We start from the raw sequence: 16,215 nt of genomic DNA, 5'->3' as shown, positions 1-16,215 counted from the left end.
GAGGACGACCATGGCGCGGCGACCGGGGAATCTGCCGGTTGACCTGTCCAGCTTCGTGGGACGGGCCGAGGAGGTGGCGGAGGGGCTGCGCCACCTCTCCGAGGCCCGGTTCATGACCGTCACCGGTCCCGCGGGGGTCGGCAAGACCCGGACGGCGCTGCGCCTGGCGAGCAGGCTGCGCGGCCGCTTCGGCGGCGGGGTCTGGCGGGCCGAGCTGTCCGAGACCGGAGATCCGGCGGCCGCGCTCGCCGAGGCGCTCGAACTGCCCGGGTCCTCCTCGGCGCGGGAGATCGCCTCGGCCCTGGGCGACCGGCGGCCGCTCATCGTGCTCGACACCTGCGAGCACCTTCCCGGCGAGGTCGCCGAGCTGGTGGAGACACTGCTCGGCGGCGCGCCCAGGGTCGTGGTCGTGGCCACCAGCCGCATGCCGCTCGGCGTGCCGGGGGAGCGGGTGCTCGAACTGGCGCCGCTGCCGCTCTCGGCGGCCGTGCGGCTGTTCGAGGACCGGGCGATGGCGGTCGACCCGGGGTTCGGGCTGACCCCGGCCGTCGCGCCGCTGGTCGCGGAGATCTGCGGCAGGGTGGACGGGCTGCCGCTGGCGATCGAGCTCGCCGCCACCCTGGTGCGATCCCTGTCGGTGAAGGACCTGCTGGAGGGGCTGCGTCACCGGTTCACACTGCTGACCGGGGTCAGCAGGAGCGCGCTGCCGCGCCACCGCGACCTGCGGGCGGCGGTCCAGTGGAGCCGCGAGCTCTGCGACGACGAGCAGCGCGGGCTGTGGTCGCTGCTGTCGGCGCTGCCCGGGGCCTTCACCATGGCCGACGCCGAGGCCGGGTGCGGTACCGAGTTCCCGCTGGAGCGGGTCGCGCCGGTCCTGGCCGGGCTGGTCGAACGCTCCATCGTGCTCCGCGAGCCGGAAGGCCGGTACCGGATGCTGGAGGCCTACCGGGAGCTCGGCTTCGAGCGCTCCAGCTGCCGGTGGCGGCCCGCCGTGCAGCAGCCGCTGCGCACCGACGGGCGGCTGCCGGCCCCCCGGCAGACCGGAAGGGCGGCGCGTCCGGTCGGCGGCACGCTGAGCGCCAGGGAGCTCCAGGTCGCCGAGCTGATCACCGAGGGGCTGTCGAACCCGGAGATCGCCGCCAGGCTGGACATCGCCAAACGCACCGTGGACGCGCACGTCCGCAACATCCTCGCCAAGGGCGGCCTCGCCTCCCGCACCCAGGTCGCCGCGTGGGTGGCGGAAAGCGATTATCAGTCGTCCGAATAGGCACATCGCCCGATGCGGAGAACGCGGGTCCGCGGTCATCATGGAAGCGGCCGGTGGGACACCGTGTGCTCCAGCGTTCCGCAGCGTCGGGCGGTTTCGAGGGAGGGGTCCCCTTCCGCCCGGAGTCAGTTGGGGTTTTCCCTGTGTCGGGCGTGACCCATCGGCCGGCCGCTTCCCGGCACCGGCCGCCCTCGTCGAGGGGCGGCCGGTGCCGCGGCCCCGCATCTGGCGGGACAGCCCTTTCGCATCTGGTAGGACAAGTGGGTGACCCACACCAGCCCCTCACCGGACGACGACGCGTTGCTGCCACTCGACGCCGTGCGTGAGAGGCCGGCGCCCGCCGTGAGGCCCGCCAGGGGAGTGCCGGAACCGGCCGCCTCGCTCCCGGTCGCCAGGGTCGCCGTGGACACGCCGCTGCCGCACCTGGACCGCCTGTTCGACTATCTCGTCCCGGCCCCCATGGACGCCGACGCGGTGCCCGGCGCCCGGGTCAGGGTCCGGTTCGCGGGAAAGCTCGTCGACGGCTTCCTGCTGGAGCGGGCCGAGGCCAGCGAGCACGAGGGCAAGCTGGTCAGGCTGGAACGGGTCGTCTCGCCCGAGCCGGTGCTCACCACCGAGATCGCCCAGCTGGCCAGGGCCGTGGCCGACCGGTACGCCGGGACCCTGGCCGACGTGCTCAGACTGGCCGTCCCCCCGCGCCACGCCAGGGTCGAGGCCGAGCCCCCGCGGGAGCCCGAACGGGCGCCCCTGACGGGGACGGAGACGGGGCTGGAGACGGGGCCGGGGCTGGAGACGGGGCCGGGGCCGTGGGCCGGTTATCCCGACGGGGAGGCGTTCCTGGAGGCCCTCGCGCAGGGCCGCTCGCCCCGCGCGGTGTGGACCGCGCTGCCCGGAACGGACCGGGACGGCTCCGGATGGCCCGAGGCGGTCGCGATCGCGGTGCGGGAGACGCTCCGCGGCGGCAGGGGGGCGCTGGTCGTGCTTCCCGACGGGAAGGACGTGGCACTGGCCGACGCGGCGCTGGGCGCCGTCCTGGGACCGGGGACGCACGTCACGCTCACCGCGGACCTGGGACCCGCCGAGCGCTACCGGCGGTGGCTGCGGGTGGTCAGGGGACAGGTGCGCGCCGTCGCGGGCACGAGGGCGGCGGCGTTCGCCCCGGTCGGGGACCTCGGGCTGGCGGTGATCTGGGACGACGGCGACGACCTGCACGCCGAGCGGCTGGCGCCGTACCCGCACGCCAGGGAGATCCTCGCGCTGCGCGCCCACCACGGCCGCGCGGGCCTGCTCATCGGCGGATACGCCCGTACGGCCGAGGCCACCAGGCTCGTCGCCACCGGCTGGGCCGGTCCCATCGTCGCGGCCCGCGAGACCCTCAGGGCCAGGGCGCCGAGGGTGCGCCCTGCGGGGGACGACTCCGAGCTGGCCAGGGACGAGGCGGCGCGGGCGGCCAGGCTGCCGAGCCTGGCCTGGCGGGCGCTGCGCGGCGGCCTGGAGACGGGCCCGGTGCTGGTGCAGGTTCCCCGGCGGGGCTACCTGCCGGCGCTGGCCTGCCAGGGCTGCCGGGCCACCGCTCGGTGCGGGCACTGCGGCGGGCCGCTCGCGCTGCGGGGCGGGCACGCGGCGCCGTACTGCCGCTGGTGCGGCCGGATCGCGGGAGACTGGCGCTGCGCGGCCTGCGGCGCCGTCCGGATGCGGGCGCAGGTGGTCGGCGCCCGCCGTACCGCCGAGGAACTCGGGCGAGCCTTCCCCTCGGTGCCGGTCAAGACCTCGGGCAGGGACGGGGTGCTCGCCACGGTCGGCGCCGAGCGCGCCCTGGTCGTGGCCACCCCGGGGGCCGAACCGGTCGCCGCGGACGGTTACGCCGCGGCCGTGCTGCTGGACGGGTGGGCCCTGCTCGGCAGGCCGGACCTGCGGGCCGCCGAGGAGACGCTGCGCCGGTGGATGAACGCCGCGGCGCTGCTGCGGCCCAGGGCCGAGCTGGTCGTGCTCGCCGACTCCTCGGTGCCGGCCGTGCAGGCGCTGCTGCGCTGGGACCCCGTCACCCACGCCGAGCGTGAACTGGCCGAGAGGACAGAACTAAGTTTTCCCCCTGCGGTAAGAATTGCCACGTTGACGGGCTCCCCCTCGGCGGTGCGTGAAATGCTCGGCGAGGCCGGGCTGCCGGACGGCGCGCAGGTGCTCGGCCCCGTCCCGCTCGACGCGCCGATGGGCGATCAGGTGCGGGAACGTGCCATGGTGCGGGTTCCGCAGGTGATCGGATCGGCGCTCGCCGCCGCGCTCAAGGGGGCCGTCGGCGTGCGGTCGGCACGCAAGTCTCCGGAGGTGGTCCGGGTGTGCATTGACCCCCTGGACGTCATTTGAGTTGTTTCCCCGATTCGCGGTGCTGACAGTAAGCCGTTAATTTTCCCCTGTGTCGATCGAATGGGTGAATCGGGCCGTAGCCGATCTGCGTGCGTGGGGGCGCGCGCAAGGCCTGGACGTTGACGTGGACGAGGTGCGGCTGCTCTGCGACTACGCAAGTGACTATCTGGACGTGCACGAGCTGGGTGACTTCACTCCGGTCACCTTCGAGGAACTGCTGCTCAACATCTATCCACGCAAGGTCATCGCCCCGCCGGAGAGCGCCCCGGAGACCGTCGCGGCCGCCAGGACCCTGGTCGACTTCCTCCTGTCGACCGAGGAGATAGGCGGCAAGATGGCGGCCCGGATGCGGGCGGTCCTGGACCGGATCGAACCCGAGATGCCGATCGCCCTCGCCGACACCTCCAGATTCGGGATGGCCAAAAGTCTGTTCAGCGCGATGGGCGCCGACTCCCTCGAACGGGGCGACACCCCGGCCCCCGTGACCGGGGCACTGGCCGGGGACCCCTCCGCCGAGCCTTCCGCCGAGCCCTGCGACTGCCCCGGCTGCTCCCCGCTCCCCCCGGTACGGCTCGCCTCCCGCGAGGCGCTCGCCGAGCGGGCCCTGCGGGTGCCGCTGGTGACCGACGTGCGGCGGCTGGTGCAGTGGATGCTCGCCGGGGGCCGCACCCCGACCGTCAAGGGGCGGCTGCGGGTCCGCGACGCCGCGGAGGCGGCCGTCCAGCTCGGGGTCGCCGACCCCGCCCTGCTGTGGAACCTGGCGGTCCACACCGGCCTGGTCGAGGTCGAGGGCACCGCCATCTTCGACGGCGAGGACCCCGATCCGCTCGACGTCTGGGCCGCCGTGGTCGAGTTCGTCGTCGAGAAGGAGACCGGCGGCGCCGTCACCGGCGACCGGGCGCTCGACGAGGAGCTGTACGGCCTGTGCGACATGCTCTACCGGCTGCAGGCGCCGGTGCCCGTCCCCCTCGTCATGGACTACATCGAGGAGATCGGGCTCACCGACGAGGGCGAGGTGGACATCGCCGAGGCCGCGCGGCGGCTGGCCTACTGCGGGGTCGCCGAGCCCGACGAGGAGAACCTGGCGCTCACCCCGCTGGCCGTCTGGGCCCTGCGGGAGCTCTACACGGGCCTGGGCATCGAGGCGCCGGAGGCGGGCGACCTCACCGGGGTCGACGCCTCGGAGCTCATCGAGGGGCTGCTGTCGGGCATTCCCACGGAGATGGCCGAGGCGGACATCGAGGGATGGCTGCGGGGCAGGACCGCCGAGCAGGCGGCGGCCGAGCTGCTGAGCGCCGTCTCCGGCGCCCCCTCGGTCGCCAGGGGCGTCGCGGTGACCATCGTCGACCGGCTCGGCACCGACGCCGAGCCCGCGGTCCGGCGGCACCTGGACGAGGCCGAGCTGCGCCCCCACGTCATCCACTGGCTGTCGGCGCGCGGCCTGGCCGCTCCCGCGCTCACCCAGCAGGAGGTCCTGTGGATGAGCGTGGACACCCTCGCCCTGGCCATCTCCGCCGCCCAGGACGACCCGGAGACGTTCGCGGAGAACATGGCGGCCTCGGGCCCGCCGGCGCACGTGATCGACGAGATGTGGCGGGTGGACCACCCGGACGTCGTCCAGGTCCTCGAACTGCTCGGCCGCTCCCTCAGCGACCAGAACATCGCCAAGGCCGCCCGCAAGGCCGCGTTCAAAGCGAGATCTCGCGCCATCGGCTAGCCGTACACCCGTGGGGCCCGAGTGCAGTAAGTTTCACGGGTGGCAAAGAGCGGGAACACCGGCAACGTCTTCGATCTCGGCGAGCTGCGCAGGCTGGTCGGTGAGCTGGGGACGGCGCCCGGAGAGCTGCGCGCGGCCGTGCTCGACACGGTCGGCGCCACCGGCCGGGCCGAGGCCGACGCCGACGACTGTGACTGCCCCGGCTGCGGCACCGAGGTGCTGAGCTTCCCCCCGGTCGAGCTGGCCGCCGACGACGAGCTGGCCGCGGCCGTCCTGAAGGTCCCGCTGGTGCTGGACGCCCAGCGGCTGGCCGCCTGGACCGGTGTCAGGCAGGTGACCCCCGAGGGTCTGCTGCCCGACCCCTTCCTGCCCTGCGCCGAGCTCGGGCTGCCCGGCCCGGCGCGGCTGCACCTGCTGTGGGTCGTCGCGGTCAACACCGGCATGCTGCGCATCTCCCGGGGCGTCGCGGTGGCGGGCCCGCTGGACCTGTCCGCCGGGCTGCCGGACCGGGCGGTGCTGGAGTTCTGGGACGGCGTGGTCATGGACGTCCTGGACCGCGCCGACGAGGGCCTGACCGGCTCCGCGGTGATCGACGACCACCTGGCCGAGATGCTCGCCACGATGTACGCCGTGAGCGACGGCCTGTCGGTCGCGACCCTGGTCAAGGGCATCCTCCAGTCGCACGAGGTGGCCTGCGAGGCCCGCCCGGCGGAGATGCGGGCGCTGGCCGCCGCCCTGCCCGGCGAGCTGGAGGTCGCGCTCTCGCTGCTCGGCCACTGCGGGCTCATCGAGACCTCCGAGGCGGGCAGGCCCAGGCTGACCCCGCTCGGCGTGTGGGCCGTCCGCCAGGACCTGATCCGTGAGGGCCACGACGCGCCCACGGGCGCCGAGGTCGCCGTCTTCGCCGACCTGGGCGCCGCCGAGCTGGTCGACGCCATCATCGGGCGCTCGGCCGCGCCCAGCGCCGTCAGTGTCTGGCTGGAGTCCCGCCTCCCCGAGGTCGCCGCCCGCGAGCTGGTCAAGATCGCCGCATCGGGTACGGCCGCCCGGCGCGGCACCGTGGGCACGATCCTGGAGGAACTCGGCCCCGAGGCCGAGCCTCCCCTCAGGGAGGCGCTCGCCGAGCCGACCATGTGGCGTTACGCCGCCTCCTGGCTGAACATCCGCGACCTGCCCGCGCCCGCCCTCACGCCCGCCGACAGCACCTGGATCGCGGTCGACACGCTCGCCTCGCTGGTCCAGCTGGGCAAGGCGGCCGAGGCGATGCGCGAGTTCGACGCGCTGGAGCCCGGTGAGGACCTGGTCCGGGTGGTGGAGGAGATGGCCCTGGCCGACCATCCGGACACCGTCGCCGTGCTCGACCTCCTGGGCGCCCACCACGGCGACGCCGCGGTCGCCAAGGCCGCGCGCAAGGCCGCCATGAAGATCCGCTCCCGCTAGTGCCGTGACCGGGGACGTTCACCGGGCCTGACGCCGTTCACCGGCGCCGGTCCGCGGCCGATACGGGCGGGCCGCGCGGAAGATCCGAGGGACACGACCAGGGCCCTTACACTGGGGGGATCCCCGAAAAGCGTGAGGAGATCCCTGTTGGCCATTCAGCCGATCCGCCTTTTCGGCGACCCGGTGCTGCGCACGCCGGCGGAGCCGGTGAAGGACTTCGACAAGGAGCTGCGCAAGCTCGTCAAGGACCTCACGGACACGATGATGGACGCGCCCGGGGCGGGCCTCGCGGCGCCGCAGATCGGAGTCGGGCTGCGGGTCTTCACCTACTACGTCGACAACGAGCTCGGGCACCTCATCAACCCCGACCTCGACCTGTCCGACGACAAGGACGAGGAGGGGGAGGAGGGCTGCCTGTCCTTCCCCGGCATGTCGTACCCCACCCCCCGGGCGATCCGGGCCGTGGCGACGGGTTTCAACATGCACGGCGATCCCGTCACCCTTGAGGGCACCGACCTCATGGCCCGCTGCTTCCAGCACGAGACCGACCACCTCGACGGGGTGCTGTTCATCGACCGGATGGATCCCCGGCAGCGCAAGCTCGCCATGAAGGAGATCCGCGAGGCGGAGTGGAGCGGCCTGTCGGCGCCCCCGTTCAAGTTCTCCCCGCACGCCACCCACGGGAAGGCTCTGTAGGAACCTTGCGCCTGGTCTTCGCCGGAACCCCGGAAACCGCACTGCCCTCGCTGAGGGCCCTGCTCGACTCGCCGCGCCACGAGGTGGCCGCCGTCGTCACCCGCCCCGACGCCCAGTCGGGCCGGGGCCGTAAGGTCCACCCGAGCCCCGTCGCCGAGCTGGCCGAGGAGGCGGGCATCGAGGTCCTCCGTCCGCAGCGGGCGGGAGACCCCGAGTTCCTGGAGCGGCTGCGGCTGATCGACCCCGACTGCTGCCCCGTGGTGGCCTACGGCGCCCTGCTGCCCCAGAGCGCGCTGGACATCCCGCGGCACGGCTGGGTCAACCTTCACTTCTCGCTGCTGCCCGCCTGGCGCGGCGCCGCCCCCGTGCAGCACGCCGTGCTGCACGGGGACGAGATCACCGGCGCGGCCACCTTCCGGATCGTCAGGGAGCTGGACGCGGGCCCCGTCTACGGCGTGGTCACCGAGGAGATCAGGGCGGCCGACACCAGCGGGGGACTGCTGGCCAGGCTCGCCGAGTCCGGGGCGGGCCTGCTGGCGGCGACCCTCGACGGGATCGAGGACGGCAAGCTGGAGGCGGTGCCCCAGCCCGCCGAGGGGGTGAGCCTCGCCCCGAAGATCACCGTGGACGACGCCAGGGTCGACTGGTCCGCGCCCGCCATGCGGGTCGACCGCCTGGTCCGCGCGTGCACGCCCGCCCCCGGCGCGTGGACGGAGTTCCGCGGTCAGCGGATCAAGCTCGGCCCCGTACGGCCGGTCCCCGAGGCCCCGGCTCTCGCCCCCGGGCGGATCGCGGCATCCAAGACCTCCGTCCTGGTCGGCACGGCCACGCACCCCGTCGAGCTGGGCGAGGTGCAGCCGCAGGGCAAGCGTCTGATGGGCGCGGGGGAGTGGGCCCGCGGTGTGCGGCCCACCGACGAGGATCGGCTGGGCTGAGGATCATGAACGAACGGGGGAACGGCGCGAGCGCCCCGCGAGGCGGCGGCCGCGGTTCGGCGGGCAACGCGCGGGGCGGCCAGGGGGCGTCCGGGGGCAGGGACCGGAAGACCTCCGGGGGAGGCCGCGGCGGCGGCAGGCGGCTCCGGCCGCCCAAGCCGGTCCGCGACGAGGCCAGGAACGCCGCCTACGACCTGCTGCGCGCGGTGGACGAGCGCGACGCCTACGCCAACCTGCTGATGCCCGCGCTGCTGCGCGAGCGGCGCCTGTCCGGCCGGGACGCGGCGCTGGCCACCGAGCTGGCCTACGGGACCCTGCGCGGCCTGGGCACCTACGACGAGGTCATCGCGGCCTGCAGCGACCGGGCCCCCGAGGACCTGGACCCGCCGCTGCTCGACGTCATCCGCCTCGGCGTGCACCAGCTGCTCAAGACGCGGATCCCGCCGCACGCGGCCGTCGGCACGACCGTCGACCTGGCGCGGCTGCGGGTGGGGACCGGCGCGTCGAAGTACGCCAACGCGGTGCTGCGCAAGGTCGCGGGCCGCTCGCTGGAGCAGTGGATCCCGATCGTGGCCCCCGACCCCGGGCAGGATCCGATCGGTCATCTGGCGGTGGCCCACAGCCATCCCCGCTGGATCGTCACCGCGCTGCGCGACGCCGTCGGCGGCGGTTTTGACGAGACCGCCGCCCTGCTGGCCGCCGACAACGAGCGTCCCAGGGTCACCCTGGTGGCCCGCCCGGGGCGCGCGTCGGTCGAGGAGCTCGTCGCCTCGGGGGCCAGGCGGGCCGATCACTCCCCCTACGCGGCCTACCTGCCGGAGGGCGATCCCGGTTCCATCCTGGCGGTCGCCGAGGCGCGCGCCGCCGTGCAGGACGAGGCCAGCCAGCTCGTCGCCCTGGCCCTGACCCGCGTCCCGGTGAGCGGCGGCGACACCCGCTGGCTGGACCTGTGCGCGGGGCCGGGGGGCAAGGCGGGCCTGCTCGACGCGATCGCCGCCCACGGCGACCCGGCCGGGTTCCCGGAGCGTGCCGGCGGACCCTCCCGGGAGTCCTCCGCCGGGCCCGCGAACCGTGCCGGGCGGCCCCCGGCGGCCTCGTCCGGGCCGGTCGCCTTTCCCGGCGGGGCCCACCTGCTGGCCGCCGAGCTCCAGTACCACCGTGCCCGGCTGGTCCGGCAGACGACCCGCGAGGCCGCCGTGATCACCGCTGACGGCACGGTTCCGGCGTGGCGGCCGGGGGTCTTCGACCGGGTCATGCTCGACGCCCCCTGCACCGGCCTGGGAGCGCTGCGCCGCCGACCGGAGGCCCGCTGGCGCCGCGACCCCCGGAGTCTTCCCGACCTGGGCAGGCTCCAGCGCGAGCTGCTGTCCTCGGCCCTGGAGGCCGTCCGCCCCGGGGGAGTCGTCGCCTATGTGACCTGCTCGCCCCACCTGGCCGAGACCGTGGCGGTCGTCGACGACGCGCTGCGCCGCCGTGACGACGTCGAGGCTCTCGACGCCCGCGCCTACCTCCCCGAGGTCGAGGGCCTGGGGGACGGACCACATGTCCAGTTCTGGCCACATCGCCACGGCACGGACGCGATGTTCCTGGCCCTGCTGCGCCGCCGCTGAGCCGGGGCGCCCGGCCCGCTTTTCTCTGCCTTTTCGCTGGTCTGCCCATGATGTCGCCTTCCCCCCGTACGGCCGCCGCCGCCGTACGGGGGAAGTTCAGGATGTCTTAAGGGACAGTTGAGGCTGATTTTAATAATGTCCGTAAATCCATTACGGAAAGCCGGATATCGGCATCACGTTGAGTTGCGAGACTGGTCTGCTGACAATGTGTGGCAAATACCGATCAGACGTGAAGGTTGTCGATATGTGCGGAATCTCCGGCTGGGTGGACTACGAACGTGATCTGGAGCGGTTACAGGACACCTCGCAGGCCATGACCGACACGATGGCCTGCCGAGGACCGGACGACGAAGGCCTCTGGATCGCCCCGCACGCCGCACTCGGTCACCGCCGGCTCGCCGTCATCGACATCGAGGGCGGCCGGCAGCCGATGGTCGCCGACGAGGACGGCAGGCCGCTCGCCGTGCTCGTCTACAGCGGCGAGCTCTACAACTTCCGCGAACTGCGCGCCGAGCTGACCACGCGTGGCCACCGGTTCCGCACCCGGAGCGACACCGAGGTCCTGCTGCGCGCCTACCTGGAATGGGGAGACGACCTCGTCACCCGGCTGAACGGCATGTTCGCCTTCGCGATCTGGGACGTCCGCCGCGAGGAACTGCTGCTCGCGCGCGACCGGATGGGCGTCAAGCCGCTGTACTACCACCCGACCCCGTCGGGGGTGCTGTTCGGGTCCGAGCCCAAGGCGATCCTCGCCAACCCGCTCGCGCAGCCCGCCGTGATCGATCTCGACGGGCTGCGCGAGATCTTCGCGCTCAGCAAGACGCCCGAGCACGGGATCTACCGGGGGATGTACGAGGTGCGTCCCGGCCAGATCGTCCGGGTGAGCCGCGCGGGCCTGAGCCGCCGCATCTACTGGAAGCTGGAGGCCCGCGAGCACACCGACGACGTCGACACCACCGTGCGGACCGTGCGCGAGCTGCTGGACGACATCGTCGACCGCCAGCTCATCTCCGACGTCCCGCTGTGCAGCCTGCTGTCGGGCGGTCTCGACTCCAGCGCCGTCACCGCGCTCGCCATGGGGAAGCTGCGCGAGCAGGGCAAGGACGGCATCCGCTCCTTCTCCGTCGACTTCGTGGGCTACAGCGAGAACTTCACGCCGGACCCGATGCGCGACACCCCCGACACGCCGTACGTCCGCGACGTCGTGCGGCACATCGGCGCCGACCACACCGACATCGTCCTGGACTCGGCCGACCTCATCGATTCCACGGCGCGTGCCGCGGTCCTGCGGGCGCGTGACGTGCCGATCGGCTACGGCGACATGGACACCTCGCTCTACCTGCTGTTCAAGGCGATCCGGGAGCACTCGACCGTGGCGCTGTCCGGCGAGTCCGCCGACGAGGTCTTCGGCGGCTACCGCTGGTTCCACGACCCCGTCGCGATCAACGGCGACACCTTCCCCTGGCTGGCCCTGCCGGGGATCGAGGAGTTCAGCGGTCCCACCGTGATCCTCGACCCCGACCTGCTGCGGGAACTCGACCTGCAGAGGTACCGCAAGGAGCGCTACCGGGAGGCACTCGACGAGGTGCCCCGGCTGCCGGGGGAGAGCGGCCTGGAGAAGCGGATGAGGGAGATCAGCTATCTGAACCTCACCCGCTTCGTGCAGAACCTCCTCGACCGCAAGGACCGTATGAGCATGGCCGTCGGCCTGGAGGTCCGGGTGCCGTTCTGCGACCATCGGCTGGTCGAGTACGTCTTCAACATCCCCTGGGCGATCAAGGCCTTCGACGGCCGCGAGAAGAGCGTGCTGCGCGCCGCCACCGCGGACGTCCTGCCCCGCTCGGTGGTCGAGCGCCGCAAGAGCCCCTACCCCTCGACCCAGGACCCCGCCTACGAGCAGGCCCTGCGCGTCGAGGCGGCCGGGGTGCTCGACCGCGGGACCGTCGCCGCCGCGCCGCTGGCCGACCTCGACAAGGTGCGCTCCATCCTCGACCGGCCCGACACGGCCGGGGCCCCCGGGATCCGGGCGGGGCTGGACGGCTTCCTGGGGCTCAACGCCTGGATGGAGGAGTACGGCGTGCAGCTCAAGCTCTGAGCCCCGAGAGCGTGTCCTGCGGGCCGCGGGGCGGCGTCATCCGGTGCGCGCCGCCCCGCGCGCCGCAGGACGGAACCGCGCAATAGACTCGGCCGCACTATGGCCGTACAGATCTCGCCCAGCATCCTGTCCGCCGACTTCGCCCGCCTCGCGGAGGCGGCCGCGTCGGTCCCCAACGCCGACTGGCTGCACGTGGACGTCATGGACAACCACTTCGTGCCCAACCTGACACTCGGTCTTCCGGTCGTGGAGTCGCTGCTCAAGGCGACCTCGACACCGATCGACTGCCACCTCATGATCGAGGACCCGGACCGCTGGGCCCCCGCCTACGCCGAGGCGGGCGCGGGCAGCGTGACCATCCACGCCGAGGCGGCCAAGGCGCCGGTCCGCACGCTGCGGCAGATCCGCGCCGCGGGGGCCCGCGCCGGGTTCGCGCTGAACCCCGCGACGCCGGTCGAGCCGTACGAGGACCTGCTCGGTGAGATCGACATGCTCCTGCTGATGACCGTCGAGCCCGGTTTCGGCGGTCAGCGGTTCCTCGACGTGGTGCTGCCCAAGCTCCGCAGGGCGGGTGAGCTCGTCGGCAGGCGCGGAGGCCAGATCTGGCTGCAGGTGGACGGCGGGGTCTCCGCCGAGACGATCGAGCGCTGCGCGGAGGCGGGGGCCGACGTGTTCGTGGCGGGCAGCGCGGTCTTCGGCGCCGAGGACCCGGCCCGCGCGGTGGACGAGCTGCGGGCCCTGGCGGAGAAGGGCTGAACCCGGCGGTCTCGGCGGCGGACGGCCGCCGAGACCGCCGGCGATCAGCCGAGAAGGGCCGGGTCCAGCACCACGTCGTCGCCGTGGATCGTCGGCTCCTCGGGGAAGTGGCAGGCGGTCAGGTGCCCCTCCCTGTTCCCCTCCAGCCTGAGCAGCGGCGGCTCCTCGGCCGAGCACTTTTCCTGGGCCTTCCAGCAGCGGGTGCGGAAACGGCAGCCGGACGGCGGGTCGATGGGGGAGGGCACGTCTCCGGCCAGGCGGATGCGCTCGCGGGACTCGGTGCCCACCTCGGCCTCGGGGACCGCCGACAGCAGCGCGTGGGTGTAGGGGTGGCGGGGGCGCTCGTAGAGGGAGGACCGGTCCGCGATCTCGACGATCTTGCCGAGATACATGACCGCGACCCGCTGCGAGAAGTGCCTGACGATGGCCAGGTCGTGCGCGATGAACAGGAACGCGATGCCCAGGTCGCGCTGGAGCTGCTGGAGCAGGTTGACGACCTGCGCCTGGATCGACACGTCCAGCGCGGAGACCGGCTCGTCGGCGATGATCAGCTTGGGGTTGAGAGACAGCGCGCGAGCCACCCCGATGCGCTGGCGCTGGCCGCCGGAGAACTCGTGCGGGAAGCGGTTGTAGTGCTCGGGGTTGAGCCCGACGATCTCCAGCAGCTCCTTGACCCGCTTCTCCACGCCCCCGGGCGGGTTGATGCCGTTGATCTCCATCGGGCCGCCGATGATGGTGCCCACGGTGTGGCGGGGGTTGAGCGACGAGTACGGGTCCTGGAAGATCATCTGGATCTCGGACCTGATCGGCTTCAGCTCCCTGCGGCTCGCGTGGGCGATGTCGCGTCCGGCGTAGCGGATGCTGCCCCCGGTCGGCTCCAGCAGACGGGCGGCCAGCCGCCCGGTGGTCGACTTGCCGCAGCCCGACTCGCCGACCAGGCCCAGGGACTCACCGGCGTGCACGACCAGGTCGATGCCGTCCACCGCGTGGACCTTGCCGACCTGGCGCTTGAAGATCAGGCCGCCCGTCACCGGGAAGTGCTTCTCCAGCCCGGACAGCTCCAGCAGTGGCTCGCCCACGCGTCCTTCCTTCTCGACGGCGCTCATGAGCGGCCACGCGGGGAGAACGCCCTGCCGGGCAGCTTGCTCACAGGCTGTTCTTCGCCGGCGACGCGGGCGGTGCGCCGCCGTACTCGCTGGTTCACTTGTGGATCTCCCGCTTCTGGGCGAGGGTCAGGTAGCACGCGTCGCCGTGGCCGCGGTGCGGGGACAGTTCGGGCCGCTCGCCCTTGCACAGCTCGGGTCCGGCCAGGTCGACATAGTCGCACCGGGGGTGGAACGGGCAGCCGGGCGGGACGTTGATCAGGCTGGGCGGGGTGCCGCGGACCGGCTTGAGCGGTACGTCGACCGAGGAGGTCAGCCGGGGCATCGAGGCCAGCAGGCCCCAGGTGTAGGGATGACGGGGCTCGCCGAGAACCTCCTGGACGGTGCCGCGCTCGACGGCCCGTCCCGCGTACATCACCAGCACGTTGTGCGCGGTGCTCGCCACCACGCCCAGGTCGTGTGTGATCATGATGATGGAGGCGCCCGTCTGGTCCTGGAGCTCCTTGAGCAGGTCCAGGATCTGGGCCTGCACGGTCACGTCCAGCGCCGTGGTCGGCTCGTCGGCGATCAGCAGGTCCGGGTCGCACACCAGGGCCATCGCGATCATCGCTCGCTGCCGCATGCCGCCGGAGAACTGGTGGGGGTAGTCGTCCACCCGGGTCTTCGGCTGCGGGATGCCGACCCGCGTCAGCATCTCGATCGCGCGGGCCCTGGACTCGGCCCGGCTCGCGCCCGTGTGCTTGCGGTAGACCTCGCTGATCTGCCTGCCGATGGTGTGGTACGGCGAGAGCGCGGTGAGCGGGTCCTGGAAGATCATCGCGACCTTGTTGCCGCGCAGCTTCTCCATGGTGGAGCGGGAGGCGCCGATCAGCTCCTCGCCGTCCAGGCGGATCTCTCCGCTGATCTTGGTGGTCTCCGGGTTGTGCAGGCCGAGCACGGTCAGGTTGGTCACCGACTTGCCGGATCCCGACTCGCCCACGATCCCCAGGGTGGTGCCCTTCTCCACGTCGAAGGAGAGCCCGTCCACCGCGTGGACGACGCCGTCCTCGGTGTGGAAGTCGACGGTCAGGTCACGGACCGACAGGAACGGGTTCGACACTTCTTCCAGACTCCTAGCTCAGCCGCACACGGGGGTCGATGACGGCGTACATGATGTCCACGATGATGTTGAACACGACGATCGCCCCGGCGGCCACCAGCACCGTCGCCATCAGCATGGGCAGGTCGGAATTCCAGACGGCCCTGACCGACAGCTGCCCGATCCCCTGCAGGCCGAAGGTGGTCTCGGTGATGATCGCGCCGCCGATCAGGGTGCCCAGGTCGACGCCGAAGATGGTGACGATGGGGATCAGGGTGCCGCGCAGGGCGAACCTCATCACGACCGAGCGGCCCGGCATGCCCTTGGCCCGCGCGGTGCGGACGTAGTCCTCGGTGAGCTGCTCGACCATCGTCGAGCGGGTCATCCGGGTGTAGTTGGCGGTGAAGATGATCGCCAGCACCACCCAGGGCAACGCCAGCCCGGTGGCCCAGCCCAGCGGATCCTCGGTGAACGGCACGTATCCGGGCTGCTTCAGGATGTGGTTCTGGTAGACCAGGAAGTACAGCGCCAGCGTCCCGACGAAGTAGATCTGCAGCGAGGCGCCGATCAGTGAGGACGTACTGGCGATCTTGTCCAGTGCCTTGCCCTGCTTCAGCGCCGCGACGATGCCCGTCGCCACGCCGAACACCAGGAAGATGGCCGCCGCGCCGATCGTGAGCGACACGGTGAGCGGCATGCGGTCGAGGATCGTGTCCAGTACCGGGGCCCGGTTGACGAAGGAGAAGCCCAGGCAGGGAGCGGGGCAGCGGCCCAGGCCCTCGTAGTCGCGGCCGACGAAGATGCCCGCCACCCAGGTCAGGAACTGCAGGAACAGCGGCTGGTCCAGCCCCAGGTTGTGCCGCGCCTGCTCCAGCAGATCGGGCGGGCAGACCTTGCCGCAGGCGAGCCTGGCCGGGTCGGCCGGCACCGCGAAGAAGAGGAAGAACGTGCACGCGGCGATGATCAGAAGGGTGACCGCCGCGCCCAAGGTGCGGCGAGTGATGAATCGAAGCATTGCCTGTTTCCCGACGGTTGCTGGGAGACCGCTGCGGGGGCCCTGAGGCCCCCGCGGGCCGTGGGCCCCCCCCGCCCACCGGCCCCCGCCGGGCCGGGAACAACAGCACCAAGAAAAAAAAGTACACCACGAACTAAAC

Annotated in this window: 12 protein-coding genes; 9 read left to right on the top strand and 3 right to left on the bottom strand. The window is 72.6% G+C overall.

Annotated features, from left to right (window positions below; genetic code table 11):
• Window positions 1-10: 10 nt before the first annotated feature.
• The 9 genes from AB0N02_RS14510 (at window position 11) to rpe (ending at window position 12,880) form a co-directional block, all read left to right on the top strand.
• Window positions 11-1,267: a LuxR C-terminal-related transcriptional regulator gene (locus tag AB0N02_RS14510; protein WP_363945903.1), complete on the top strand. Its 1,257-nt coding sequence runs from the start codon at window positions 11-13 to the stop codon at window positions 1,265-1,267.
• 264 nt (window positions 1,268-1,531) lie between these two features.
• A complete protein-coding gene (locus AB0N02_RS14505) occupies window positions 1,532-3,631 on the top strand; it encodes a primosomal protein N' (RefSeq protein WP_363945901.1) in 2,100 nt (699 codons plus the stop codon).
• Window positions 3,632-3,680: 49 nt separating this feature from the next.
• Entirely contained in the window at window positions 3,681-5,348 is a 1,668-nt protein-coding gene (locus tag AB0N02_RS14500; protein ID WP_363945900.1) for a hypothetical protein, read from the top strand.
• Window positions 5,349-5,387: 39 nt separating this feature from the next.
• The gene (locus tag AB0N02_RS14495) at window positions 5,388-6,788 is read left to right on the top strand and encodes a hypothetical protein (RefSeq protein ID WP_363945898.1); all 1,401 of its coding nucleotides are present in this window, start codon (window positions 5,388-5,390) and stop codon (window positions 6,786-6,788) included.
• Between the two features lie 147 nt (window positions 6,789-6,935).
• The gene (gene def, locus AB0N02_RS14490; RefSeq protein WP_363945896.1) at window positions 6,936-7,484 is read left to right on the top strand and encodes a peptide deformylase; all 549 of its coding nucleotides are present in this window, start codon (window positions 6,936-6,938) and stop codon (window positions 7,482-7,484) included.
• Window positions 7,485-7,489: 5 nt separating this feature from the next.
• Complete coding sequence (gene fmt / locus AB0N02_RS14485; RefSeq protein ID WP_363945894.1) at window positions 7,490-8,419, top strand: methionyl-tRNA formyltransferase; 930 nt, start codon at window positions 7,490-7,492, stop codon at window positions 8,417-8,419.
• 5 nt (window positions 8,420-8,424) lie between these two features.
• Entirely contained in the window at window positions 8,425-10,029 is a 1,605-nt protein-coding gene (locus AB0N02_RS14480) for a transcription antitermination factor NusB (RefSeq protein ID WP_363945892.1), read from the top strand.
• 229 nt (window positions 10,030-10,258) lie between these two features.
• Entirely contained in the window at window positions 10,259-12,124 is a 1,866-nt protein-coding gene (gene asnB, locus AB0N02_RS14475) for an asparagine synthase (glutamine-hydrolyzing) (RefSeq protein ID WP_363945891.1), read from the top strand.
• Between the two features lie 99 nt (window positions 12,125-12,223).
• Window positions 12,224-12,880, top strand: a complete 657-nt coding sequence (gene rpe / locus AB0N02_RS14470) for a ribulose-phosphate 3-epimerase (RefSeq protein ID WP_363945890.1) — start codon at window positions 12,224-12,226, stop codon at window positions 12,878-12,880.
• 44 nt (window positions 12,881-12,924) lie between these two features.
• Here the strand turns inward: rpe and AB0N02_RS14465 are convergent, their stop codons facing one another.
• From AB0N02_RS14465 to AB0N02_RS14455, 3 genes are all read right to left on the bottom strand, one after another.
• Window positions 12,925-13,959 carry an oligopeptide/dipeptide ABC transporter ATP-binding protein gene (locus tag AB0N02_RS14465; protein ID WP_363945889.1) on the bottom strand — a complete coding sequence of 345 codons (1,035 nt, stop codon included), beginning with the start codon at window positions 13,957-13,959 and terminating at the stop codon, window positions 12,925-12,927.
• Window positions 13,960-14,080: 121 nt separating this feature from the next.
• Window positions 14,081-15,082, bottom strand: coding sequence for an ABC transporter ATP-binding protein (locus AB0N02_RS14460; protein ID WP_363945888.1), 1,002 nt, complete (start codon window positions 15,080-15,082; stop codon window positions 14,081-14,083).
• Window positions 15,083-15,095: 13 nt separating this feature from the next.
• Window positions 15,096-16,076 (bottom strand): ABC transporter permease, encoded by a 981-nt coding sequence (locus tag AB0N02_RS14455; protein WP_363945886.1) that lies wholly within the window; start codon window positions 16,074-16,076, stop codon window positions 15,096-15,098.
• Window positions 16,077-16,215: the final 139 nt, after the last annotated feature.

It is taken from the genome of Streptosporangium sp. NPDC051022 (assembly GCF_040683035.1).
Lineage (GTDB): Bacteria > Actinomycetota > Actinomycetes > Streptosporangiales > Streptosporangiaceae > Streptosporangium.
Note: the sequence above shows the minus strand (reverse complement) of the source record. Positions and strands in the feature narration are given on the sequence as shown.

Excerpts from the sequence above, each read along its gene's own strand:
- rpe (WP_363945890.1), top strand. The coding sequence starts at position 12,224 with ATGGCCGTACAGATCTCGCCCAGCATCCTGTCCGCCGACTTCGCCCGC.
- AB0N02_RS14455 (WP_363945886.1), bottom strand. The coding sequence starts at position 16,076 with ATGCTTCGATTCATCACTCGCCGCACCTTGGGCGCGGCGGTCACCCTT.
- AB0N02_RS14480 (WP_363945892.1), top strand. The coding sequence starts at position 8,425 with ATGAACGAACGGGGGAACGGCGCGAGCGCCCCGCGAGGCGGCGGCCGC.
- AB0N02_RS14510 (WP_363945903.1), top strand. The coding sequence starts at position 11 with ATGGCGCGGCGACCGGGGAATCTGCCGGTTGACCTGTCCAGCTTCGTG.